Below are 22,921 nucleotides of genomic sequence, written 5' to 3'. Positions count from 1 at the left end.
CCCTTTGCAGGGGCGCCAGAGTATCGAGACACGTCGCATCATACTCAACGTCATCCCGGGGACGAGCCCGAGGATGACGAAACTGATGTTGTCACCTCTTGGAAAACGCCCGCACTAACTCTGCATCCTGCTGAAGATTGTCGAGCCATTTCGGGTCGAGCTTAGGTACCGAGGAGAACAGGAGCTTCGAATAGGGATGGGTCGGCGACTTGATCGCTTCCGTTTCCAGATGCTCCACTTTCTGTCCGCCATACATCACGACGATTTCGTCGCAGATGGTTTCCACCACGGAGAGATCGTGGCTGATGAAGATGTAGGAGAGGTTCAGCTCTCGCTGGAGTTCGCCGAGCAGGTCGATGATCGCGGCTGCGACGACCGTATCAAGCGCCGAGGTAATTTCATCGCAAATGATGAGCGATGGTTCTGCTGCGAGCGCGCGGGCGAAGTTGACGCGCTGCTTCTGTCCGCCCGACAGGCCGGAAGGATGGCGGTGGCGAACCGAGCGCGGCAGCTTCACCATATCCAGCAACTGGTCGATCCGGGCGTCGCGCGCCTTGCCTCTCATGCCGTGATAAAAGGTCAGTGGTCGGCCGAGAATATCCTCGATGGATTTGGCCGGGTTGAGCGCCGTATCGGCATATTGGAAGACGATCTGCATGCGGCGCAATTGATCGCTGGTGCGTCGGCGGGCATCGGCATCCAGCTGCCGGCCTTCGAAGATGACATGACCGCTGGCGGCGGGCAGAATGCCGGCAATGGCGCGCGCCAGCGTCGATTTTCCGCAACCGGATTCGCCGATGATGCCGAGATTGCGTCCGGGATAGACCGCAAGGCTGACGGAATCGACCGCACGCACCAGCGGCATATGGTCGTCGCCTTTCGTGCCATAGCCGGCGATCAGCTTCTCGATATCCAGCAGCGGCTTCGCGTCACTTTGTTTTAGCGGCGCTACGGTGCGTACCTTGTCGTTAAAAGCGGTGAGCAACTCCCGCGTATAAGGATGCTGGGCATTCTCGAGAATATCCGTGGTCGTGCCGGTTTCCTGTATCTCGCCGCCTTTCAGCACCACGATCCGGTCGGCAATCTGGGCAACGACGGCGAGATCGTGCGAAACATAGACGCCGCCGATACCGCCCTTGCGCATCGCTGATTTGAAGGCACGGAGAACCTCGATCTGTGTCGTCACGTCGAGTGCTGTGGTCGGTTCGTCGAAAATGACCAGTTCCGGGTTGCCGATCAGCGCCATGGCGGCGGAGAGACGCTGAAGCTGGCCGCCGGAAACCTGGTGCGGATAACGGTCGCCGATGGTTTCGGGATTGGGCAGCGACAATGCCTTGAACAGTTCCACCGCTCTTTGGCGCGCCTCCTGCGGCGGCATCAGATCGTGGATGCGGGTGACCTCTATGACCTGGTCGATAATCTTTTGCGCCGGATTGAAGGCGGCTGCGGCGCTTTGAGGGACGTAGGAAATTTTCGTGCCGCGGATCTTCGCCCGTTCCATTTCGGAAAGCTGTACCATGTCGCGGCCTGCCACCGTGACGCTGCCACCGGAAATACGGCAGCCTGGGCGGGCATATCCCATCAATGTCAGTGCAATGGTGGTCTTGCCGGAGCCGCTTTCGCCGATCAATGCGACGATCTCGCCATCGGCGATATCGATGTCTACACCCCTGATGATTTGGATGCGGCGGCCGGAATCGGTGGTCGCCTCGACTTTAAGTCCACGGATTTCAACAAGATTGGTCATTATTCGCTCCTGTCGCGGATTTTCTGCGGCAGATTGTCGATCAGCAGATTGACGCTGATCGTCAGGCTGGCAATCGCCAACGACGGAAAGATCACGGCTGGCGCGGCAAAGGGCAGGCCGCCGATGTTTTCACGCACCAGCGCACCCCAGTCTGCATTCGGCGGCTGCAGGCCGAGACCGAGGAAGGAAAGGCCCGACAGAAGCAGCACGATGAACACAAAGCGCACGCCGAGATCGGCCAGCACAGGACGGATGATGTTTGGAAGGATTTCGGAGCTGATGAGGTGCAAGAGGCTCTCGCCGCGCACGCGGGCGACGGTGACGAAATCCATGGTGTTGACATTGACGGCGAGCGCCCGGGCAAAGCGATAGGCGCCCGGCGTATAGATAACCGACAGGGTGACGATCAGCACTGGAATGGAGGAGCCGACGGCAGCGACAACCACAAGCCCGAAAAGCTTGCTTGGAATGGAGTTCACCGCATCGAGAAAACGGCTGAGTGCCGCATCGAACCAGCCGCCGACCACGGCAGCGCTCATGCCGAGAACGACACCGGACACGCAGGCGATGGTGACGGCCGCAAGTGAAATGCCGACCGTGAAACGCGCCCCCATGAGAATGCGGGAAAACACGTCGCGGCCGAGATAGTCGGAGCCGAGCCAGAGATCGGAGGTCATCGGACCGAAATAATCGAGATCGACGATTTCACCGACGGGATGCGGGATGAGATAGGGCGCAAAGATCGCGACCATGGCCCAGAGAAAAATGACGAGAAAGCCGAAAACGCCGACGACGTTGATTTTGTAACCCAAGCGCGAGGTCCCCGAAGTTATTTTGATATGGTCGGTCATCAGCGCAGCCTCGGATTGGACATGATGGCAATGATATCGGCGGTTGTGATGAGGAGGAGATAACCGACGCAGAAAATCATTGCGCAGCTCTGGATCAGTGGCAGGTCGCGGGTCGCGACGCCATCAACCATCAGCTTGGCGATGCCGGGATAATTGAAGATGGTCTCGACGATGATGACGCCGCCGACGAGATAGGAAAGCGACAAAGCAACCGCATTGACGATGGGGCCGAGCGCGTTGGGAAGCGCGTGACGTAGGACGATGCGCATGCGCGGTGCGCCCTTCAGGAGCGCCATTTCCACATAGGGCGTATCGAGCGTCTCGATGACGGCGGCGCGGCTCATGCGGATCATCTGTGCCGACACGACGAAGGTGAGGGTGATGACCGGCATGGCGTAAACCCGCAGCATATCGAACACGGTATGCACCTCGCTAACCAGCGACAGGGCCGGCAGCCACTTCAGGTATACGGCGAACAGCAGAACGGCGAGCGTCGCGATCATGAATTCCGGCACGGAAATGACACCGATGGTCAGGATGGTGACGGCGCGATCATAAAGCGTTCCACGCAGCATGGCGGAGCTGATGCCGAGCGTCAGGGCCAGCGGCACGGCGATAACAGTGGTGATGCCGGCAAGCTTCATGGAGTTGACGAAACGTGGACCTATGAGGTCGGCGATCGCCATATTGTTGGCGTAGGACGTGCCGAGTTCGCCGTGCAGCAGGCCAAAAAGCCAGCGGACAAAACGCAGAAGGGCCGGGTCATCGAGATGCATGGCGGTGCGCAGACCAGCCACGGCCTCCGGCGTTGCCGACTGGCCAAGAAGGATCGTTGCCGTGTCGCCGGGCAGGAGGCTCGTGGCGGAAAAGACGATAAACGATACGATAAGCAGCGTCGTCAGCATGACGACCAGCCGCCTGGCGATAAGGGAGAGTATCCGGCTGTTCATTTACATGCTCCTGCGACCTGCCTGGGTCATGATGATTTCAGGCCGGATCGACCTGAAATCATCATGATCCAAATTGTATTGCTTGGGCGATATATCAGGCGAAAACCGCTTATTTTTCAAAGTTTCGCTCCAGCTGTGGAGGCTTTCCGCACCGGCGGAAAGGTTGCCGGGCGCATCAGCGCCCGGCCCCTTGGTCTATCAGGCTTCGAGCCAGACGTATTCAGCAAAGGCGTAACCCATCATGCCGCCGAGCGGATTGGCTTCCAGGCCCTTCAGCTTGGAGGTGATGGCGTCGACATTGGTGATATAGGCGGGAATGATGGTGCCGGCTTCGTCGGCGATCATCTTTTCCATTTCGAAGTAGATCTGCTTGCGCTTGTCCATGTCCAGCATGCCGCGTGCTTCGAGCATCATCTTGTCGAACTTCGGCGACTTGTACTGGCTTTCGTTCCACGGCGCGTCGGAGGCGTAAAGCAGCGAGAACAGAATATCCGGGGTCGGGCGCGGGTTGATGTTGCCGAAGTGAATAGGCGCCTTGAGCCAGTAATTGCTCCAGTAACCGTCCGATGGAACGCGCTGCACATCCAGCTTTACACCGATTTCTGCGGCCGACGCCTGGATGATCATCGCCATGTCCACAGCAGAGTTTGCGGCATCCGAGGTGATGACCGGGATGGACTGACCGATAAGCCCCGCTTTTTCAAAGTGGAACTTCGCCTTATCAGGATCGAAGGCCTTCGGCTTGAGGTCCGGATTGTGGTAGGGACTCATTGGCGGCACGGGCTGGTCGTTGCCGACTTCGCCGAGGCCACGCAGAGCCGCCTTGACGATCTGCTCGCGGTTGACGATCGACTTCATGCCGGCGATGAAATCGGCATTGTTGCCGGGCGTCTGGTCCAGCCGCATATTGAGGTTGGTGTAGTTGCCGGACGTTCCCTTGGACAGAACGATGCCTTCCTGCTTGTCGAGCAGACGCAGCGAACGCGGATTGATAGCCGCTGCGAGGTGGATATCGCCCGAAATGAGGGCATTAACGCGGGCATTGTCTTCGGCAATCGCGAAGAATTCGAAGCTATCGACGTGCGGGCCACCCTGTTTCCAGTAATTGGTGTTTTTCGACATGATCGAGCGGACGCCGGGTTCGAATTTCTCCAGCTTGAAGGCACCGGTGCCGTTCCCCTTGGAGAAATCGGTCGCGCCATCGGCAACGATCATGAAATGATGCAATGCCAGGATGGCCGGCAGGTCTGCATTCGCGTTTGCCAGCGTGATCTCGACGGTGCTCTTGTCGATCGCCTTGAAGCCGGTCATCTGGGCGGCGATCTTGGCGACCTTCGAACCGACAGCCGGGTCAAGGTGGCGCTTCAGCGAATAGACCACGTCATCGGCGGTCAGCGCCTTGCCGTCATGGAAGGTGACGCCGGAACGCAGCTTCACCGTCCAGGTCTTGGCGTCCTTCGTTTCGATGGATTCGGCCAGTTCCATCTGGGGCGTGCCGGAAACATCGAGGAAGCTCAGCCGGTTATAGAGCGCGCAGCAACGAACGTAATCCGTCGAAAGCGAGGCTTTTGCGGGATCGAGCGTGTCGGCCGTGGAGGAGGACCAGCCGGCCGCCTTCAGCGTGCCACCGGAAACGGGAGTGGCCGCCAGAGCCTGCGAGGCGCGGCCGAGAATGGCCGAACCGGCGGAAAGTGCTACGCCACCGGCCAGCATCATGTGAAGCAGCTCTCGCCGCGTCGCGCCGCGACGGATAGCCTGTTCAACGGCGGCATCGTCAGAGCGGGTCCAATTTGTAATCCTGTCACTCATGGTCTTCCCCTTTTGTATGATTTGTTGAAATGGCATCTGCAGAAATTTTCGGCATCCACGCCCCAGTGCGCGTCATGCCACAGGCGGTTCAGCGGCCCGAGTGTCTCGTGGCCTCGGCAAGGCCGGCCATCGAGGTGAAGTGATAATCCGGTTCGGTAAAGTTCTCCGGCTCGATGGTGCCGCCATATCCCTTCTGGGCGTGGCGGCGCTCTATCCAGCAATTGGTCATCCCGAGTTTCCGTGAAATGCCGATATCGTGGTACTGGCTCTGCGCAACGTGCAGAATGTCGTCCTTCGATGCGCCTTCGCTTTCAACGAAGGCGAAAACCTTCTCGAAGAATGCGGGATCCGGCTTTTCCGTGCCGGTATCATCCGCTGTGAAAGCGGCGTAAAAGGGACTACCGAGTTCCTTCGAGAAATACTCGAAGGCCCAGCGCTGGGCGTTGGTCATGGCAATGAGACGATGCGTCTTTGCAAGCTCGGCCATCGCGGCACGGCTGTCTTCAAAGCCTTTCCAGTTTTTTGCCGCGTCGCGCAGGCGCTCACCCAGAGCGCGCTCCGCCGGCAAACTGAGTTCCGGAGCGATGATCAGGTAGACGCGGACGAGATCGTCCGGAAACAGATCGGTGGCGTCGGAGTAACGCGCCGCGCGGTAAAGGCCGAGCGCCTTTTCACCCTCGACCTCAACGCCGTTTTCAGCGCCGATCTGGATCAGGGTCGATTTCAAGCCACCTTCGAAGTCGATGAGAGTTCCCACCACGTCGAAGCTCATATATTTGAAGTCGCTCAGTTTCTTGGGCAATGTCGGTCTCCGCTTTGCCGCGTAGCGCCCTTGGGAAGGCTGCGGCATTTTATTCTGTTCCCGGACGGGATCCTTGCCCCGTTCCCATTCTTGCTAACGCCCTTTTTTATGGCGTTTAGTGCTTTTTCTGTTGATAGTTTGGCAGTTCCAGCGCGCCGGATTCTCCGAAAAGGATCGGGTCTTCGGCAGAATATTGCGAATATGTGCGGCGTTGCGACATTTCGAGAAGGTGCCGCAACGCCATCCACTGTTCGCCTCAGGCCATGGCGGCCCGCACTGCCGGGTCATCGAGCGTCTGGTCGAGGGTTTTCAGCGTCCGCTCTATAATGGCGTCGATCTCGTCATCGGTGCAACACAGCGGCGGCGCGTAGCCGAGGATGCCGTTGGCGAAGGCGCGCACGATGAGGCCGTTTTCCCAGGCGCGGTCAAAAACCTTGCGTGCGGGGGCCGCTGCAGCCGGCAGTGGGGTTTTCTTCTCTTTGTCGGTCACGAGTTCGATAGCGGCGAGCATGCCCCGGCCGCGCACATCGCCAACCAGCGGATGGCTTCTCAATCCTTCCAGCCCGGCCATCAGCCGCTGACCGGCACGCCGGCCGTTTTCCAGAAGCCCGCCCTCGTAAAGTTTCAGCACTTCGAGACCAACTGCGGCACTGACGGGATGGGCGGAATAGGTATAACCGTGCCCTACCGCGGCATCGCCGGCGAAGTCGGCTATTGTATCATAAACATGGTCGGCCATGAAGACGGCGCCCATCGGCACATAGCCTGAAGTCAGACCCTTGGCGGCCGTGATGAAGTCCGGCACGATATCTTCGTCGGCACAGGCAAACAGTGGTCCCGTGCGGCCGAAGCCGGTGATGACTTCGTCGGCAACGAAGAGAATGCCGTAGGAACGGCAGAGTTCGCGCATGGCCTTGATCCAGCCAGGCGGCGGCACCAGAACGCCACCGGAGCCCTGAATGGGCTCGGCATAAAAGGCGGCGACCCGATCCGGGCCGATAGCCTCGATCTTGTCCTTCAGGATTTGCAGGGAAGAGGCGATGATGGCGGCGGGGTCGCTGCCGACCGGATTGCGATAGGCATAGTGAGACGGAATTTTGTGCTGCCAGTCGTAAGGCACGCCGAAACCTGCATGGAAGGCGGGCAGCGCAGTCAGGCCTGAACCGGCGGTGGTGGAGCCGTGATAACCCTGTTCGATGGAAATGAACTGGTCGCGCTGCGGCTGGCCTTTGGCATGCCAGTAATAGCGGATGAAGCGGATGGTGCTGTCCACCGCGTCGGATCCGCCAAGCGTGAAATAGACGTGGTTGAGATCGCCGGGTGCGCGGTCGGCGAGTTCGGAGGCCAGGCGGATGGCGGGTTCGCTGCCAATGTCGAAATAGGCGGTGGCATAGGGCAGCTCACGCATCTGCTTTGCCGCCGCTTCCACGATGCTGTCATGCCCATAGCCTGCATTGACGCACCAGAGGCCGGCGAAACCGTCGATCAGCTGGTGGCCGGTCATGTCGGTAATCGTGGCGCCCTTTGCCGATTTCAGAACGCGCACGCCAAGCTTTTCATGGCCGCGGAAGGAAGAGACCGGGTGCACCAGATGGGCGCGGTCGAGCTCGATCAGTGAATTGCTTAACATGGGTCTCTCCGGATTCAGCCCAGCGCCTGGCTGGTCAACGCGAATGTTTTCAGTTTTTTGTCGGCAGAGGTTTCCGCCTTCGGCCGGCGCATGGCGATGCCGCCACCGACATGGCCAAGACCGTATTCGGCAAGCCAGGGACCGAGGCCCGTCTCGGTGGTGGTGTCCACGCGCAGGAATGCGCCGGGGCGCTCGGAAACTACGAAGGTAATCAAATCTTTTGCGATTTCAGCAGTTTCCGCCACAATCGGGCCGATGACTTCACCACGGCCAAAGGCGCGAAGGCCTGCAAAACCCTTGATGGCGCCATGCTGTTGAACCACCGCAAACCGTGCCCTATCCGCAAGCTCGGTAAAGAGTGCCGTACGATCCGCACCGAATGCCTGCGCGTCGAGTGCGGCAAGCTCTGCCGGTACAATCGTTTCTGCCCATGCCACATTGGCGGGCTTATCGGCGGCCGTAGGAATTCCCTGATGCTGACGCACTTCGCCGCATGCGACGAACCCCATCTTCTCATAGAGGGGGAGGCCTTCAGCGGTGGCGGTCAGACGGCACTCGCGATTTTCCGCAGCATCGACGACCGCCTGCATCAGCTTGCGTCCGAGACCACGGCCGCGCATGGCCTCGTCCACGATCACCATGTTGACGGTGGCGCAGGTGTCTCCGAGAAGCGTGGCCATTGCGGTTCCGACGACGCGACCGTTTTCGATAGCGACGAAACCCTTGCTCAGTGAAAGGACGAGCGCCCAGTCTTCCCGGCGGTGTGGCCATCCGGCCTGGCGGGAAAGCTCGACGGCGGCGTCGAGGTGTTGCGGCTCAAATTTCTGGATATCGATGAGGCTGGCTTGCATGGCCCAACTCCGTTTTATTCTTCATGTTCATTGATAGACCGGCGGCAAAAGAACATTGTCCCGACGAATGGCAAGGTTCGATATGTTTCACTGTTGCATTTACCCGCCGCCGCATCTTATGCCGCACATCATCTGCTTCCATCCGCAGAACCGGGGGTGTGGGGCGGCTTTCGGTTTTGTCGCACGCAACTCTCTGCCAAACTGGCGGCTGCATACGCAACAATCTGCTTTCGCGAATGGCAATTGCAGTGCGTCGACCGGGCAAAGGCCTCTATGATCTTGTTATTGCAGCCACCACCCATCCCCAAGCAAGGACGACGACGACATGACCATCTTCCGCCCGAAATACATCACTTTCGATTGCCACGGTACGCTGATTCATTTCCAGATGGCAGAAGCTGCCCGCGATCTCTATGGTGATCGTCTGGACGAGGCCGAGATGCAGCAATTCATCAAGGACTTCTCTGCCTATCGCCTGGACGAGGTCATGCATGACTGGAAGCCTTACGCCGAAGTCGTCCATAACGCCCTGTCGCGCACCTGCAAGCGCAACGGTGTGGCCTTCAAGGACGAAGATGCGGTAATGGTTTATGAGCGCGTTCCGACATGGGGTCCGCATGCGGACGTTCCGGCCGGTCTTGCGAAGGTTGCCAAGGAAATTCCGCTGGTCATTCTGTCTAACGCCATGAATTCGCAGATCATGTCGAATGTGGCAAAGCTTGGTGCGCCGTTCCATGCCGTCTATACCGCGGAACAGGCGCAGGCCTACAAGCCGCATTTCAAGGCTTTCGAATATTTGTTCGACATGCTCGGCTGCGGCCCGGAAGATATTCTGCACGTCTCGTCCTCCTTCCGCTACGACCTGATGTCCGCGCACGATCTCGGCATCAAGAACAAGGTCTGGGTCAACCGCGGCCACGAACCGGCAAACCCCTATTACGGTTATACGGAGATCTCCGATATTTCCGGTCTCGCGGGCGTCGTCGGACTGTAAGGAAGGACCGGATCATGAAGCTCGTCTCCTATTGGCACGACACGGCGCCCCTGTTTGCTGGGGCGGCGGAAGGTCCTGTCGAAGGCCATTACGATGTGGCCGTCATTGGTGGCGGCTTCACGGGTCTGGGTGCTGCGCGCCAGCTGGCAAAAGCGGGCGCACGCGTGGTTGTTCTTGAAGGGCAGCGCGTCGGCTGGGGTGCTTCCGGCCGCAATGGCGGCCACCTCAACAACGGGCTTGCCCATTCCTACCTCTCCGCCAAGGCGGAACTCGGCAAGGAGCGCGCCATCGCGCTCTACAAGGCGCTGGATGCCTCGATCGACACGCTGGAAAGCCTGATCGCCGAGGAAGGGATCGATTGTAACTTCCGCCGCGCCGGCAAGCTGAAAATGGCTTCGAAACCGCAGCATTTCGAAAGTCTGGCGAAGAATTTTGAGGCTGTTCATGCCGAGGTGGATCCCGATACGGCGCTTCTGTCGGTTGACGATCTCAAGGCGGAAATCGGCTCTCCCTTTTATGGCGCCATGCTGTCCAAGAAGAGCGCCATGATGCATATGGGCCGCTATGTGGCCGGCCTTGCGCAGGCTGCCAGCCGCCATGGCGCGGTGATCTTCGAAAATGCGGCGGTGACGAAACATACTCAGAACGGCAAGACCCACACGCTGGAAACGGCGCGCGGCAAGGTAACTGCCGATAATGTTCTGGTGGCAACGGGCGCCTACACGCCCTCCGGCTTTGGCTATTTCCGCCGCCGCATCATCGCGGTCGGCAGTTTCATCATCGCCACGCGACCATTGACGGATGCCGAGATCAAGGCGTCTGTCCCGGGTAACCGCACCTACGTCAATACCATGAATATCGGCAATTATTTCCGCCTCGCACCGGACAACCGGTTGATCTTCGGCGGCCGCGCGCGCTTTTCCACGACATCGGACCAGCGTTCGGATGCCAAAAGTGGCGCGATCCTGATGGACAGCCTGCACCGCATATTCCCTCAGCTTGCGCATGTGCCGATCGATTATTGCTGGGGCGGACTGGTTGATATGACCAAGGACCGTTATCCCCGTGCCGGTTTCCATGACGGCGTCTGGTACGCCATGGGCTATTCCGGCCACGGCGCCCAGCTTTCCACCCATCTGGGCATGATCATGGCTGACTCCATTCTGGGTCGCCCGGACAACAACCCGCTGAAGGGGATGGACTGGCCGGCGGTGCCTGGCCATTTCGGCAAGCCCTGGTTTCTTCCGCTGGTGGGGCTTTATTACAAGATGCTGGATAAGATTCAGTAGCGCGCTAGTTCATTCCTTCGTCATGCCGGACTTGATCTGGCATCCAACCGTTGCGCGCCTGCACGGTGAATAGTCTTTTGTGATCAATGACGTGATCGCGCTGGAACCCGGATCTAGTCGGGGGGCACGACACGTGAATGCCGTGGCTTTGCGAAACCAATTCATGCCCTCGGACTTTTCTTCCAGCCCTGGGAATGCTGTTTTTTCAATTTCGCAACAAAAAAAGAAGGGCCGCAGAGCGACCCTTTAGGCGGGGAGAAAGAAACAGTCTTCAGGCAAGTCCACCGATGTGGAACGTCTTCATTTCCAGATATTCCTCGATGCCGACCTGTGCGCCTTCGCGGCCGAGGCCGGATTGCTTGACGCCGCCGAAGGGGGCGACTTCGGTGGAGATCGCGCCGGTATTGAGGCCGACCATGCCGAACTCCAGCGCCTCGCCCACGCGCCAGGCGCGTTTGAGGCTTTCAGTATAGAAATAGGCAGCAAGGCCGAAGGGCGTGCCGTTGGCGATCGCAATCGCCTCCACTTCCGTCTCGAAGCGGAAGAGCGGGGCGACCGGCCCGAAGGTCTCTTCGCTCGCCAGCCGCATGGCGGTTGTTGCGCCCGTCAGCACCACCGGTGCGGTATATTGCGAACCTTCAGGCAGATCATGCGGCTTGGTAATGATCTCGGCGCCCTTGGAAACGGCGTCATCGATATGCGCGCGGATTTTGGCGATTGCCGGCTCGTTGATCATCGGACCGATGGAAACACCTAGCTCCGTTCCGGGTCCGACGCGCATGGCATCGACGCGATCAGCCAGTTTTTTCGCAAATGCATCGTAAACGCTCGCCTGAACGAGAATGCGGTTGGCGCAGACGCAGGTCTGACCGCCATTGCGGAATTTCGAAACGAGCGCGCCTTCGATGGCGAGATCGAGATCGGCATCGTCGAATACGATGAAAGGGGCATTGCCGCCGAGTTCCAGCGACAGTCGTTTTACACTGTCGGCCGCACCGCGCATCAGCAGCGAACCGACACGGGTAGAGCCCGTGAAGGAAATTTTGCGCACCGTCTCATTGGCCATGATCTCGTTGCCAATCTCCGTCGGCATGCCGGTGACGATGTTGATGACGCCAGCCGGAATGCCTGCACGTTCGGCGAGAACGCCGAGCGCTAAGGCCGAATAGGGCGTGAATTCCGAGGGCTTGATGACCACGGTGCAGCCGGCCGCCAGTGCCGGCGCGACCTTGCGGGTGATCATGGCGTTCGGGAAATTCCACGGTGTGATGATGCCGCAGACGCCAACCGGCTCCTTCAGCACCACGATCCGGCGATCCGGCGTCGGAGAGGGAATGGTGCCGCCGCTGATGCGTCGGCCTTCTTCCGCAAACCACTTGACGAAGGATGCTCCGTAACGGATTTCGCCCTTGGCCTCTTCGAGTGGCTTGCCCTGTTCGATGGTCAACATCAGGCCGAGATCATCGATGTGTTCGATCATCAACGCGAACCATTTTTCCAGAAGCGCCGCGCGCTCCGCGTGCGTTTTCTTCTTCCACGGACCGAAGGCAGCGTTGGCGGCTTCGATGGCCGCGCGGGTTTCCACGCTGCCCATATCCGGCACGGTGCCGATCACCGCCTGCGTCGCCGGGTCGATCACGTCGACCGTCTCGCCTGATGCGGCCGCTTTCCATGCGCCGCCGATCAAACCCGTTTGGCGAAAGAGTTCCTTATCCTTCAAGCCCTGCATTATCTGTCTCCGAAATCAGTCGAGAGCCGCGAGAACTGCGGCAGTTATTACGTCTGTCTTGTCCTTGCCCGGCACAGTGCCGATGCCCCGGCCGGTCGCCTTTTCCAGCGCCGCCATGACCCGCTTGGCCGCATCCGCCTCACCCAGATGCTCCAGCATCATGGCGCCGGACCAGATGGCGGCGATGGGGTTGGCAATGCCGAGATGGGCGATGTCAGGGGCCGAACCGTGCACCGGCTCGAACATGGAGGGTGCCGTGCGGTTGGGATTGATATTGGCGGAGGCGGCAAAACCGAGGCCGCCCTGAATGGCCGCACCGAGATCTGTCAGAATATCGCCGAAGAGGTTTGAGGCGACCACGACATCGAGGCTTTCCGGCGCCATCACCATGCGCGCCGCCATGGCGTCGATATGGTAGCTGGAAACTTCAACATCCGGATATTCGGCGGCGAGCTTTTGCGTCACCTCGTCCCAGAACACCATCGAATATTTCTGGGCGTTGGATTTGGTGACGGAGGCCAACTTGCCGCGACGCTTTTGCGCCTGCTCGAAGCCGAAGCGCAGGATGCGTTCCACGCCCTTGCGGGTGAAGATGGATGTTTCGACAGCGACCTCGTCTTCGGTGCCCTGATGCACGCGTCCGCCGGCACCGGAATATTCACCCTCGGTATTTTCGCGGATGCAGAGAATGTCGAATCCATCCGCTTTCAACGGTCCCTGCACGCCGGGCAGAAGCCGGTGTGGGCGGATATTGGCGTATTGCACAAAAGCCTTGCGGATCGGCAGAAGCAGGCCGTGCAACGACACCGAATCCGGCACCTCCGCTGGCCAGCCCACCGCGCCCAGCAGAATGGCGTCGAAGCCGCGCAGGGTCTCGATGCCATCCTTCGGCATCATCGCGCCGGTCTCCTTGTAGAAGGCGCAGGACCAGGGGAATTCGGTGCCTTCAAGCGCAAAACCGGAGCTTTTTGCTGCGGTGTTGAGAACCTGCCATGCGGCATCAGTCACGCTTTTGCCGATACCGTCTCCGGGAATGAGTGCGATGCGATGCGTTTTCAAGATGTTTCCCCTGTTACAGTCCGATCAGGACGCTTTTGCTCTTGCGGTTGGCGAGATAGGCCTCCCGTCCGAGATCCTTGCCGATGCCGGAGCGTTTGTAACCGCCGGTCGGCAGGATATGGTCGCGGGAGCGGCCATAACGGTTGACCCAGATCGTTCCTGCCTGGATGGCGCGCGACAGGCGCATGACGCGCGAGATATCGCGGCTGAAAAGACCCGCGGCAAGACCGTAGGTCGGATGATCGGCGAGCGCCAGCGCCTCTTCTTCCGTCTTGAACGTTTGCAGGGTCAGCACTGGCCCGAATATCTCCTCTGTGACAGCAGGGGAGGTCTGGTCGACATTTGCGATCAAGGTCGGCTGGTAGAAATAACCCGGACCGTCCATGATCGCGCCGCCCGTCAGGCATTCGCCGCCATGGGCGACGGCCGCCTGCACGATGCCGTCGATGCGCTGGCGCTGCACTTCGGAGATGATCGGCGAATACTGTGTTGCTTCGTCCCAGGTCGGGCCGGGCTTCACCGTCTTCATACGGGCGATGATTGCGGCGGAAAGCGCCTCTGCGACACTCTCTTCAACGATGATGCGCGAGCCGGCAACGCAGGCCTGCCCGGCATTGGACAGAATATTGCCGGCGATCGCGGCGGCGGCTTTTTCGATATCGGCATCTGCAAAAACCAGCTGCGGACTTTTGCCGCCCAGTTCCAGCGTCATGGGCTTGACGCCGGTACGCGCGATATTGGCCATGATGGCCGAACCTGCTGCCGTCGATCCGGTGAAGCTGACCTTGGAAATTTCGGGATGGCCGGTGATGGCATTGCCTGTCACAGGCCCGTCACCCAGCACGATGTTGATGAGCCCGGCGGGCAGCCCTGCCTTGATGGCCAGTTGCGCCATGAAAATGCTGGAGAAGGGCGTCATTTCCGATGGTTTCAGCACTACGGCATTGCCGGCTGCGAGTGCCGGGCCAAGCTTCCAGCCCGCCATGGACACCGGAAAATTCCAGGGCGTAATGGCGCCCACGACGCCATAGGGCTCGGTCATGATCATGCCGACGCTTGTATCGTCGGTCGGCACGAGATCACCGCCCTCCTTGTCCGCAAATTCGGCAAAGAAACGGATCTGTTCGGCAGTGACGGCGATATCGCCGGCAATCAGGTGGCCCACGGGCCGGGTCGAGGAGAGCGCTTCTATTTTCGCCAGCGTCTCGGCTTCCTGCTCGATCAGGTCTGCCCAGCGTTGCAGCACCCTGGTGCGCTCACGCGGGCGTACGCTGCCCCAGTTGCTGCTCTTCAGTGCGGCTTTGGCGGTTTGTACCGCCTCATCGACAAGTGCCGCATCCGCCTTCGGGCAACCGGCATATTCGATGCCGTCCGAAGGACGATGCATGTCGATGCCGTTTTTAGCCGGGATCAGCCGGTCGCCGATGAAATGGCCGATCGGCAGGGACAGGCTGTCTGGATCGAAGCTGAGCGTCATGGATGATCCTCTGTGGATATGCGCCAAAGCTACTCCCTGATGGCAAGCAGCATCGACCGACTGCGGCGGGGGCGGTGAACGAAAATCCTGTTTTGCTGGTGGCCCACAGCGCAATCTTCGGCGGGCATGAAGACCGCGCCGAAAATCTTGCGGCGGGTCCGATCGAGGGCCGTAAATCCGGTCGAAACGCATCCGGGCAGGATACCCATGTAAACCATGGCTGGCATCCACCTGTGGATTGCCAGCCATCGCTTTTCTCAAAAATGCCTCTCCATCAGCCGGGATGCCAGGCATGCTGTTCGGCAAATCATCCGTTCACAGTCACATAGATCTTGCGCACGGTTTCGATTGTCTTCCAGACGCCAACGAAACCGGGCTTCATGACGAAGCTGTCGCCCGCTGTGTAACGCAGCGGCGCGCCGCCTTCCGGTGTGATCTCGATAACGCCTTCGATAATGTGGCAGAACTCGAATGTCTCGCCCTTGATCGAGCGGCTTTCGCCGGGGGTCGCTTCCCATATGCCAGTATGCACGGTGCCATCACGGGCTTCATCTAGCGGCCAGGTTTTGAACGACGGGTCGCCGGCGATGAGGCGTTCGGGCAGGGCCTTGGAGGCTTTCGGTTCAAAGGCGGGATTGGTGTCGATGGTCTTGAGGAGAGACATGGGTGTCCTTTCTTGGAACGGTAGGATCAATATCCGCGGCTACGGTCAACGAGGCCGAGCGGTTCGAGACCGGATTCGTATCGTTTGATATTTTCGACGACGGTGCGGGCAGCGGAATGGGGCTGGGTGACGCTGGCAACATGCGGCGTCAGGAGAATTTTCGGGTGGGTCCAGAAGCGGTGGTCTTTGGGCAGGGGCTCCGGATCGGTAACGTCAATCACCGCACCTGAAAGCCTGTCGCTGTTGAGTGCATCGAGCAAAGCGTCGTGATCGAGCTGTTTGCCGCGCCCGGCGTGAACCAGCCCCGCCCCTTCGGGAAGCATCCCCAGACGCTCGGCGTTCAGAAGCCCGGTGGTCTCGTCGGTGAGAGGCAGCAGGCAGACGAGAATATTGCTGGTGGAGAGGATGGCTTTGAGGCCGTCGTCGCCATGATGGCAGGTGACGCCATCGATCTGACGCGGTGAGCGGCTCCAGCCGGAAAGCGGAAAGCCGAAAGGTTTCAGCCGCTCCAGCGCCGCAACGCCCAGCATGCCGAGGCCGAGAACGCCCACCCGGCACTCTTCAGCCTGACGCTGGGGTAGGGCATTCCACAGTTGCTGGCGCTGCTGGTTTAAATAGACCGGCAGGTTGCGGTGAAGGGAAAGTACGCCGAGGCAGATATATTCCTGCATCATGCGGATGATGCCCTCATCCACCATGCGTACGACCTTTACCGTCTGAGGGATCGCCTCGATGTGAAACTGGTCGACACCCGCGCCGATCGAAAACAGGACTTCGAGATTGCGATATCGGGCAATGTCCTGTGGTACCGTCCAGGTGATGAGGTAACGGACTGCGTCGGGATCGACAGTTGACGCATCCATCGAAAACGGCAGATCAGGCAGTTCTGCGGCCAGAGCCTGCCGGAAAATTTCGCCACGCTTGGCGTCGGAATTGAAGAGAAACGTCATCTGAAATCTATGCTTCCCGAAGGTTCAAGCCGTACAGCGGCTTGCGAGTGTTTCCAGCATCGACTGGCAGGCCGAAAGTTCGCCCGTCGTTATGAACTCGTCCGGCTTGTGGGCGCGGCCGATATCCCCCGGCCCACAGATGATGGCGTCGATGCCTGCCGCCTGGAACAGCCCCGCCTCCGTGCCGTAGCTGACGGCGGCGAGACAGGGGGTGCCGGTCAATTCCTCCAGAAGCAGAACAAGCGGAGCATCGGCTGCAAGCGAAAGCGCCGGGTAATCGCTCATAGGCGTCCATTCGATATCGACACCCTTTGCTGCAAGAGCCTCGACGCTTGCGCGAACCGGCCCGAGCAGTTCCAGCGGCGATGTGCCGGAAATTGCCCGCGCTTCCAGCTCGATGGCCGAGAAATCGGGGATGATGTTGATCGCCTGGCCGCCCTTCATCGTGCCGATCTGCAGCGAGGAATAGGGCGGCTCGAAGGTCGCTTCAAAGGGGCCTTTCGTCAGCTCATGTGTCGTCTCCACGGCCTTTGCCATGATGCCGGTCATCAGGTGAATGGCATTCACCCCCTGATCAGGGCGTGACGAATGGCCGGAACGGCCACGGATGGTAATGCGAGCTGCTGCTTTACCCTTGTGCGCACGAACCGCCCGCATATTGCTGGGCTCGCCGATGATTGCGCCCGCCGGCTGGGCGCACAGTTCAGGCAATCTGGCGAGAAGATGCGGAACGCCACGGCAACCCGCCTCCTCGTCATAGGAAAAGGCGATATGCACGGGACGTTTCAGCGCCATGCGCGCAAATGCAGGTGCCGCGGCGAGAACCGTGGCCAGAAAACCCTTCATGTCGGTGGTTCCGCGCCCGTAGAGACGATCATTTTCCGCCCGCAGCGTAAAGGGATCGGAAGACCATTCCGGCTCGCTGGCGGGCACGACATCCATATGGCCGGACAAAACATATCCGGCGCGATCGGCCGGGCCGAAGGTGGCGAAGAGATTGGCGCGGTCGCCCTCCGGTCCCGCAAGCAGCGATACTTTCGCGCCGTGGCTTTCAAGATAATCGGCGATCCAGCCGGCAATATCGCCATTGGCGGTTCCGACGACCGACGGGAAACCGACGAGACGCTCAAGGATTTCGATTGCGTTCAATGGTCGTCTCCGCTGACCGGATTGTCATCCCGAAAGCTTAGAATGGACTGCGACGTTTATCTGCTGAAATGCGGATGATTTCGGTAGATTGTTGTGACCTTCCAGTGCTTTCAGAAAATTCGTGCTGGCGTAACCGGCTACCGTCGGATGTCGTGGGCTAGGCCGGGACCGGATGAAGGTTGTGAGCCGTAGGGGATGAGGGCCGTTGGTTATGGACCTGCTCAAAGTCGATAGTTTCGAACTGCGGACCGTGGATATCGCGGAGGTGGATGCCGATCATCTGCATGCACTCTCCATGGCCGTCGGATGGCGATATCACGCGAATGAATGGTGTTTTCTGCGGCAATGCGGCGTGGGTCTTGCTGCGCTCGATGAGATCGACCGTGTTGTCGCAACCGCGATGCTCTTTCCCTATGATCAGGGGTTTGCGACGCTTGGCATGGTCATTGTTTCCCCCCGTTTGCAGGGGCAGGGCGTAGCACCATGGCTGGTGCAGAAACTTGTCGCGACATTCCCCGCTGTCTCCCTGCGGTTGAACGCGACGGGAGCGTCGCGGCGGCTGTTTTCAAGGTTGGGCTTTGCCGGCGATGCGGAAAAAGTATATCTCTTCCGGGGAAGGGCGAATTGCCTTTTCGAGATACCGCCGCCCGGCAGAAAACAACAAATAGAGCCGTTATCCGCAGGTCATCTGACTGATGTGGTGGAACTAGACCGGGCGGCTTTTGGCGTTTCGCGCCGGAACGTTTTACAGCGACTTTTGACGCAGAATGCGGGTTACGGTGTGTTTGAGGCGGACCGTCTTATCGCTTTTGCGCTGCGCCGTGCGGCGGGGCGGGGCCACATTATCGGTCCGGTCGTTGCGGGTGCGGACATGGATGCGATTGCGCTTGTGAGGCGGCATTTTTCCGATCTGGACGATGAGCTGGTGCGCCTCGACACCATCAGCGACAATAGTCTCTTTACTGATTTTATTGCGCAATCCGGGCTGGTGGTGATTGAAACTCTTACCACCATGTCCAAAGACGCGCCGCAACCGGCGCCTTCCGGTGCTACAAAAATTTTCGCTCTGGCAGGCCCGTCTTTGTGCTGAGCTGCAGCACTATCGCAATTGACGCCCCGTCGCTTGCCCCTTATGTCAGAAAGCGACGGTTCCTGAAGCCGAAGGGCAAAGGGATTAATAGGGAACATGGTGCGGGCGATTTCTATCGCCCAATGCCGTGGCTGCCCCCGCAACTGTAAGCGGATTGCCGTTCATCCTCGTGACGCCTGAAAAGCGTCATGCCACTGCACCCTTCAAGGTGCGGGAAGGCAGATGAACGGCGCATATTCGTGAGCCAGGAGACCTGCCGTCATAATATTGACCATCGTTACGGGCGGGGATGCCCGGAAGAGGAGCTAATTATGACCTTTCCGTCCGCGGAAACGTATTTAAAGTCCCGTTCTCCATCTCCACACTTGTTGTCGCTCTGTCACTACGCGTTTTGACGCGCGGCCTGCGGATCACGCCACTTTATTTAGACTGGAGAACATATGTTTCATTTCAAACACCTGCCGGTTTCCGCCGGTCTTCTGGCTGTCGCATTAGCGGCCTTGACCCCCGGTGCCGCTCAGGCTGCCGAAACCACCTATCCGCTGACGATCAATAGCTGCGGTCACGAAATCACCTTCAAGCAGGCGCCCGCCCGCACAGTATCGGTCGGCCAGAGCACGACCGAGGTTCTCTATCTGCTCGGCGTTGCCGACAAGGTGGTGGGCACGGCGCTGTGGATCGGCCCGGTTCTGAAGGGTTACGAAGACGCCAATGCCAAGGTGGAGCGGCTTGCCGACAATGATCCGAGCTTCGAGGCGGTGGTTGGCAAGAGGCCGGACCTCGTGACGACGCAGTTCCAGTGGCAGATCGGTCCCGAAGGCGTTGTTGGAACACCGGAGCAATTCGCCGAACTCGGTATTCCCGTTTATACCTCCCCTGCCGATTGCATGGGCAAGGATAATTCCGGCGGCGGCGACGGCGTGCGCAAGTCCGTTTTCACCATGGACCTGATCTACCAGGAGGTCCGCGACCTTGCGAAAATTTTCAACGTGCAGGATCGCGGCGAGGAAGTCGTTGCCGACCTGAAAAAGCGTGAGGAAGCCGCCCGCGCCAAGATCGCTTCGGCGAATGGCAAGATTTCAGCAGTTTTCTGGTTCTCCAGCGCCGAGCTGGATATCGATCCTTACGTGGCGGGCCGCAATGGTGCGCCGGGTTACATCATGTCCGCGCTCGGGCTGAAGAACGTTATCGAAAGCGATGAGGAATGGCCGACTGTTGGCTGGGAAACCATCGCCAAGGCCAATCCGTCCGTGATCGTTGCCGGCAAGATGGACCGCCGGCGTTTCCCCGCCGATGACGTCGCCGTCAAGCTCAAGTTCCTCGCTACCGATCCGGTTGCCAGCATCATGCCCGCCGTCAAGGCGGCCCATGTCTTCGAAATGGACGCGCAGGCGATGAACCCGACTATCCGCACGATCGAAGGCATTGAAACGCTGGCTGAGGCGATTTCCACAGCCGGTCTCGCCAAGTGAACGGTCTTTCCGTCAATCTTGGCAGGGCGGGTCTGGCATTTGCCGCACTCGCCCTGCTGCTCGTCGCGCTGATTGGCGGTGCGGCCATCGGCGAGACTGCCATTCCGTTCGACGTGGTGGCAAAGACCATTGCCAATCGTGTTTTTCATGCGGGTTATCCGCTGGAGCCGCTGGATGAGGGCATCGTCTGGAGTTACCGTCTCAGCCGCGCCGTTGTTGCCGCGTGCTGTGGCGCCTCGCTGGCGCTGGCCGGTGCGGTGCTTCAATCACTCCTGCGCAACCCGCTCGCCGATCCCTATATCCTCGGTATTTCCGCAGGCGCCTCAACCGGGGCAGTGGCCGTGGCGCTTCTGGGCTTCGGGGCGGGGTTCCTGACGATGCCGGCGGGCGCCCTGATCGGGGCTTTTGTGGCTTTTTCGCTGGTCAGCCTTCTGGCGGTGCGGGCAGGGCACGGCAACAGCGCCATCATTCTGGCGGGGGTCGCCGGTTCGCAACTGTTCAACGCCATGACGTCGTTCATCGTCACCAAATCCGCCAATGCCGAACAGGCGCGCGGCATCATGTTCTGGCTGCTGGGCAATCTTTCGGGCGTGCGCTGGCCGGATGTCTGGCTGGCTTTGCCAGTCAGTATTGCGGGTCTTGCGGTGTGCCTCTGGTACGCACGCGCGCTTGATGCTTTCGCTTTCGGCAGTCAGGCAGCAGCTTCGCTCGGTATTCCGGTGCGCCGGGTCTATGCGGTGCTGATCTCGGTTTCGGCTGTCATGACGGCAGTCATGGTGTCGCTGGTCGGTTCTATCGGCTTTGTCGGTCTCGTCATCCCGCATGCGGCGCGCATCTTCGTTGGCGTTCGCCACGGCATGTTGCTGCCGGTGACGGCGCTGACCGGGGCAATTTTCATGATCATCGCAGATATTCTTTCGCGCACCGTCATTCCGGGGCAGGTGCTGCCGATCGGCGTGATCACTGCGCTGGTCGGCGCGCCCGCCTTCGCCTTCATTCTCGGGCAGAAGAGAGGCCGGTCATGAAATTATCCGCCCACGATCTGCATTTCCATGCCGGCAATCTCGACATCGTGCGCGGTGTTTCGCTGGAGGTCGCCCCGGGCGAGTTTCTGGGTATCATCGGGCCGAACGGTTCGGGTAAAAGCACGCTGCTTTCCATGCTGGCCGGCATTCGCATGCCGCGTCGGGGTCATGTTATGCTTGGTGAGGAACGGCTTGCCACATTCGGGCGGCGCGAACTTGCCCGCAGGCTGGCCTTTGTGGAGCAGCAGGCCGAAACCACCGAGCGCATCAGCGCGCGGCAGGCCGTGGAACTGGGGCGCACGCCCTATCTCGGCCCGCTTTCCGCATGGTCGCCGAAGGACGATGCCATCGTTGATGCAGCGCTTGGAAATGTCGATATGGCGGACAAGGCCGCGCGAAACTGGCATCACCTTTCCGGCGGCGAACGCCAGCGCCTGCACATTGCCCGCGCATTGGCGCAGGAGCCGCATATTCTGCTGCTGGACGAGCCGACCAACCATCTCGATATCGGCCACCAGATCGGCCTGCTCGATCTGGTGCGCAGGCAGGGACTGACGGTTGTGGCGGCTCTGCACGATCTCAATCACGCTGCCATGTTCTGCGACCGCGTCGCCATCATGCATCGGGGTGAAATGATCGCTGTCGGCCCACCGCGCGAGGTCCTCACTTCTTCGACCATCGCCGATGTGTTCGGGGTGCAATCCGTCATCACCACGGATGAAAGCGGATTTTCACATATTCGTTTTCTGCCGGCCCACGGGACGGCCGATCATGCAAGGAAAGCAACGGCACGATGATGAAATTGAAAAGACTTGCAAATCTCCGCTTTGGCGCGCGAAAGCTTTGCGTTTCCGCGGGACTTGCCATGGTTGTGGCCACAGGGTTTTCCATTCAAGCCGGAGCCGAGACCTTCGAGGTGAAGATGCTGAACCGGGGCGAAAAGGGCTCCATGGTGTTCGAGCCCGATTTTCTGGAGATCGCTCCCGGCGACCGCGTGCGCTTCGTGCCGAGCCACAAGAGCCATAATGCCGCGACGATCGACGGTATGGTTCCCGAAGGTATTGAAGGTTTCAAAAGCCGGATCAACGACGAATTCGAGACCGGCTTCGAAAAGCCAGGCTTTTACGGCATTAAATGCTCGCCGCATTACGGCATGGGCATGGTCATGCTGATCAAGGTGGGGGACGCGGTTTTGCCGCAGAGCTACAGGACGGTAGAGGTCCCCGGCCGGGCGAAGCCGCGCTTTGAGGAGCTATTCGAGCGGGCGGAAAAATGAGGTCCCTGCGTCGCGTTTTCATGCGTCATGCCGGACTAGATCCTGCATCCAGCCAAGGCGCGTCTGCGCCGTGAGAAACTATTATTACGCGATCAAGGACTTGGTCG

The 22,921-nt window shown here is 59.8% G+C and carries 20 protein-coding genes and 1 riboswitch; of the genes, 7 read left to right on the top strand and 13 right to left on the bottom strand.

Annotated elements, in window-relative coordinates:
* Positions 1-91 precede the first annotated feature (91 nt).
* The 7 genes from CRP02_RS05855 to CRP02_RS05825 form a co-directional block, all read right to left on the bottom strand.
* Positions 92-1,747, bottom strand: a complete 1,656-nt coding sequence (locus tag CRP02_RS05855; RefSeq protein ID WP_097170530.1) for an ABC transporter ATP-binding protein — start codon at positions 1,745-1,747, stop codon at positions 92-94.
* A complete protein-coding gene (locus CRP02_RS05850) occupies positions 1,747-2,598 on the bottom strand; it encodes an ABC transporter permease (protein WP_097100070.1) in 852 nt (283 codons plus the stop codon). Before CRP02_RS05850 ends, CRP02_RS05855 begins: the two co-directional genes overlap by 1 nt.
* Positions 2,598-3,548, bottom strand: coding sequence for an ABC transporter permease (locus CRP02_RS05845; protein ID WP_097100071.1), 951 nt, complete (start codon positions 3,546-3,548; stop codon positions 2,598-2,600). The genes CRP02_RS05850 and CRP02_RS05845 overlap by 1 nt, the downstream gene beginning before the upstream one ends.
* A 198-nt stretch (positions 3,549-3,746) precedes the next feature.
* Complete coding sequence (locus CRP02_RS05840) at positions 3,747-5,357, bottom strand: ABC transporter substrate-binding protein (RefSeq protein WP_013761652.1); 1,611 nt, start codon at positions 5,355-5,357, stop codon at positions 3,747-3,749.
* An 88-nt stretch (positions 5,358-5,445) separates the two neighbouring features.
* Complete coding sequence (locus CRP02_RS05835) at positions 5,446-6,159, bottom strand: HAD-IA family hydrolase (protein ID WP_097170529.1); 714 nt, start codon at positions 6,157-6,159, stop codon at positions 5,446-5,448.
* 256 nt (positions 6,160-6,415) lie between these two features.
* The gene (locus tag CRP02_RS05830) at positions 6,416-7,789 is read right to left on the bottom strand and encodes an aspartate aminotransferase family protein (RefSeq protein ID WP_097170528.1); all 1,374 of its coding nucleotides are present in this window, start codon (positions 7,787-7,789) and stop codon (positions 6,416-6,418) included.
* 14 nt (positions 7,790-7,803) lie between these two features.
* Positions 7,804-8,640 (bottom strand): GNAT family N-acetyltransferase, encoded by an 837-nt coding sequence (locus CRP02_RS05825; RefSeq protein WP_097170527.1) that lies wholly within the window; start codon positions 8,638-8,640, stop codon positions 7,804-7,806.
* Between the two features lie 325 nt (positions 8,641-8,965).
* On the opposite strand from CRP02_RS05825, the gene CRP02_RS05820 reads away from it, so the two are divergent.
* Together CRP02_RS05820 and CRP02_RS05815 are read left to right on the top strand one after the other, a co-directional pair.
* The gene (locus CRP02_RS05820) at positions 8,966-9,634 is read left to right on the top strand and encodes a haloacid dehalogenase type II (RefSeq protein ID WP_097100076.1); all 669 of its coding nucleotides are present in this window, start codon (positions 8,966-8,968) and stop codon (positions 9,632-9,634) included.
* A 14-nt stretch (positions 9,635-9,648) separates the two neighbouring features.
* Positions 9,649-10,923 carry an NAD(P)/FAD-dependent oxidoreductase gene (locus tag CRP02_RS05815; RefSeq protein ID WP_097100077.1) on the top strand — a complete coding sequence of 425 codons (1,275 nt, stop codon included), beginning with the start codon at positions 9,649-9,651 and terminating at the stop codon, positions 10,921-10,923.
* A gap of 271 nt (positions 10,924-11,194) precedes the next feature.
* On the opposite strand, the gene CRP02_RS05810 is transcribed toward CRP02_RS05815, so the two are convergent.
* The 6 genes from CRP02_RS05810 to argE form a co-directional block, all read right to left on the bottom strand.
* Positions 11,195-12,652: an NAD-dependent succinate-semialdehyde dehydrogenase gene (locus CRP02_RS05810; RefSeq protein WP_097170526.1), complete on the bottom strand. Its 1,458-nt coding sequence runs from the start codon at positions 12,650-12,652 to the stop codon at positions 11,195-11,197.
* A 15-nt stretch (positions 12,653-12,667) separates the two neighbouring features.
* Positions 12,668-13,711 carry a tartrate dehydrogenase gene (locus CRP02_RS05805; protein ID WP_097170525.1) on the bottom strand — a complete coding sequence of 348 codons (1,044 nt, stop codon included), beginning with the start codon at positions 13,709-13,711 and terminating at the stop codon, positions 12,668-12,670.
* 13 nt (positions 13,712-13,724) lie between these two features.
* Positions 13,725-15,188 carry an aldehyde dehydrogenase family protein gene (locus CRP02_RS05800; protein WP_097170524.1) on the bottom strand — a complete coding sequence of 488 codons (1,464 nt, stop codon included), beginning with the start codon at positions 15,186-15,188 and terminating at the stop codon, positions 13,725-13,727.
* 307 nt (positions 15,189-15,495) lie between these two features.
* Positions 15,496-15,852 (bottom strand): cupin domain-containing protein, encoded by a 357-nt coding sequence (locus tag CRP02_RS05790; protein ID WP_097100082.1) that lies wholly within the window; start codon positions 15,850-15,852, stop codon positions 15,496-15,498.
* Positions 15,853-15,878: 26 nt separating this feature from the next.
* Positions 15,879-16,802 (bottom strand): 2-hydroxyacid dehydrogenase, encoded by a 924-nt coding sequence (locus CRP02_RS05785; protein ID WP_097170523.1) that lies wholly within the window; start codon positions 16,800-16,802, stop codon positions 15,879-15,881.
* Positions 16,803-16,826: 24 nt separating this feature from the next.
* Complete coding sequence (gene argE / locus CRP02_RS05780; protein WP_097170522.1) at positions 16,827-17,951, bottom strand: acetylornithine deacetylase; 1,125 nt, start codon at positions 17,949-17,951, stop codon at positions 16,827-16,829.
* A 211-nt stretch (positions 17,952-18,162) separates the two neighbouring features.
* On the opposite strand from argE, the gene CRP02_RS05775 reads away from it, so the two are divergent.
* From CRP02_RS05775 to CRP02_RS05755, 5 genes are all read left to right on the top strand, one after another.
* Positions 18,163-19,041, top strand: coding sequence for a GNAT family N-acetyltransferase (locus tag CRP02_RS05775; RefSeq protein WP_097170521.1), 879 nt, complete (start codon positions 18,163-18,165; stop codon positions 19,039-19,041).
* Positions 19,042-19,080: 39 nt separating this feature from the next.
* A riboswitch (cobalamin riboswitch) is annotated at positions 19,081-19,317 on the top strand.
* 164 nt (positions 19,318-19,481) lie between these two features.
* A complete protein-coding gene (locus CRP02_RS05770) occupies positions 19,482-20,513 on the top strand; it encodes an ABC transporter substrate-binding protein (protein ID WP_097170520.1) in 1,032 nt (343 codons plus the stop codon).
* Positions 20,510-21,538: a FecCD family ABC transporter permease gene (locus CRP02_RS05765; RefSeq protein ID WP_179783950.1), complete on the top strand. Its 1,029-nt coding sequence runs from the start codon at positions 20,510-20,512 to the stop codon at positions 21,536-21,538. The genes CRP02_RS05770 and CRP02_RS05765 overlap by 4 nt, the downstream gene beginning before the upstream one ends.
* Complete coding sequence (locus tag CRP02_RS05760) at positions 21,535-22,335, top strand: ABC transporter ATP-binding protein (protein WP_097170519.1); 801 nt, start codon at positions 21,535-21,537, stop codon at positions 22,333-22,335. Before CRP02_RS05765 ends, CRP02_RS05760 begins: the two co-directional genes overlap by 4 nt.
* Positions 22,332-22,814 carry a pseudoazurin gene (locus CRP02_RS05755; RefSeq protein WP_097170518.1) on the top strand — a complete coding sequence of 161 codons (483 nt, stop codon included), beginning with the start codon at positions 22,332-22,334 and terminating at the stop codon, positions 22,812-22,814. Before CRP02_RS05760 ends, CRP02_RS05755 begins: the two co-directional genes overlap by 4 nt.
* Positions 22,815-22,921: the final 107 nt, after the last annotated feature.

Source organism: Rhizobium sp. AN5, assembly GCF_900215255.1.
In the GTDB taxonomy this organism is placed as follows: domain Bacteria; phylum Pseudomonadota; class Alphaproteobacteria; order Rhizobiales; family Rhizobiaceae; genus Agrobacterium; species Agrobacterium tumefaciens.
Note: the sequence above shows the minus strand (reverse complement) of the source record. Positions and strands in the feature narration are given on the sequence as shown.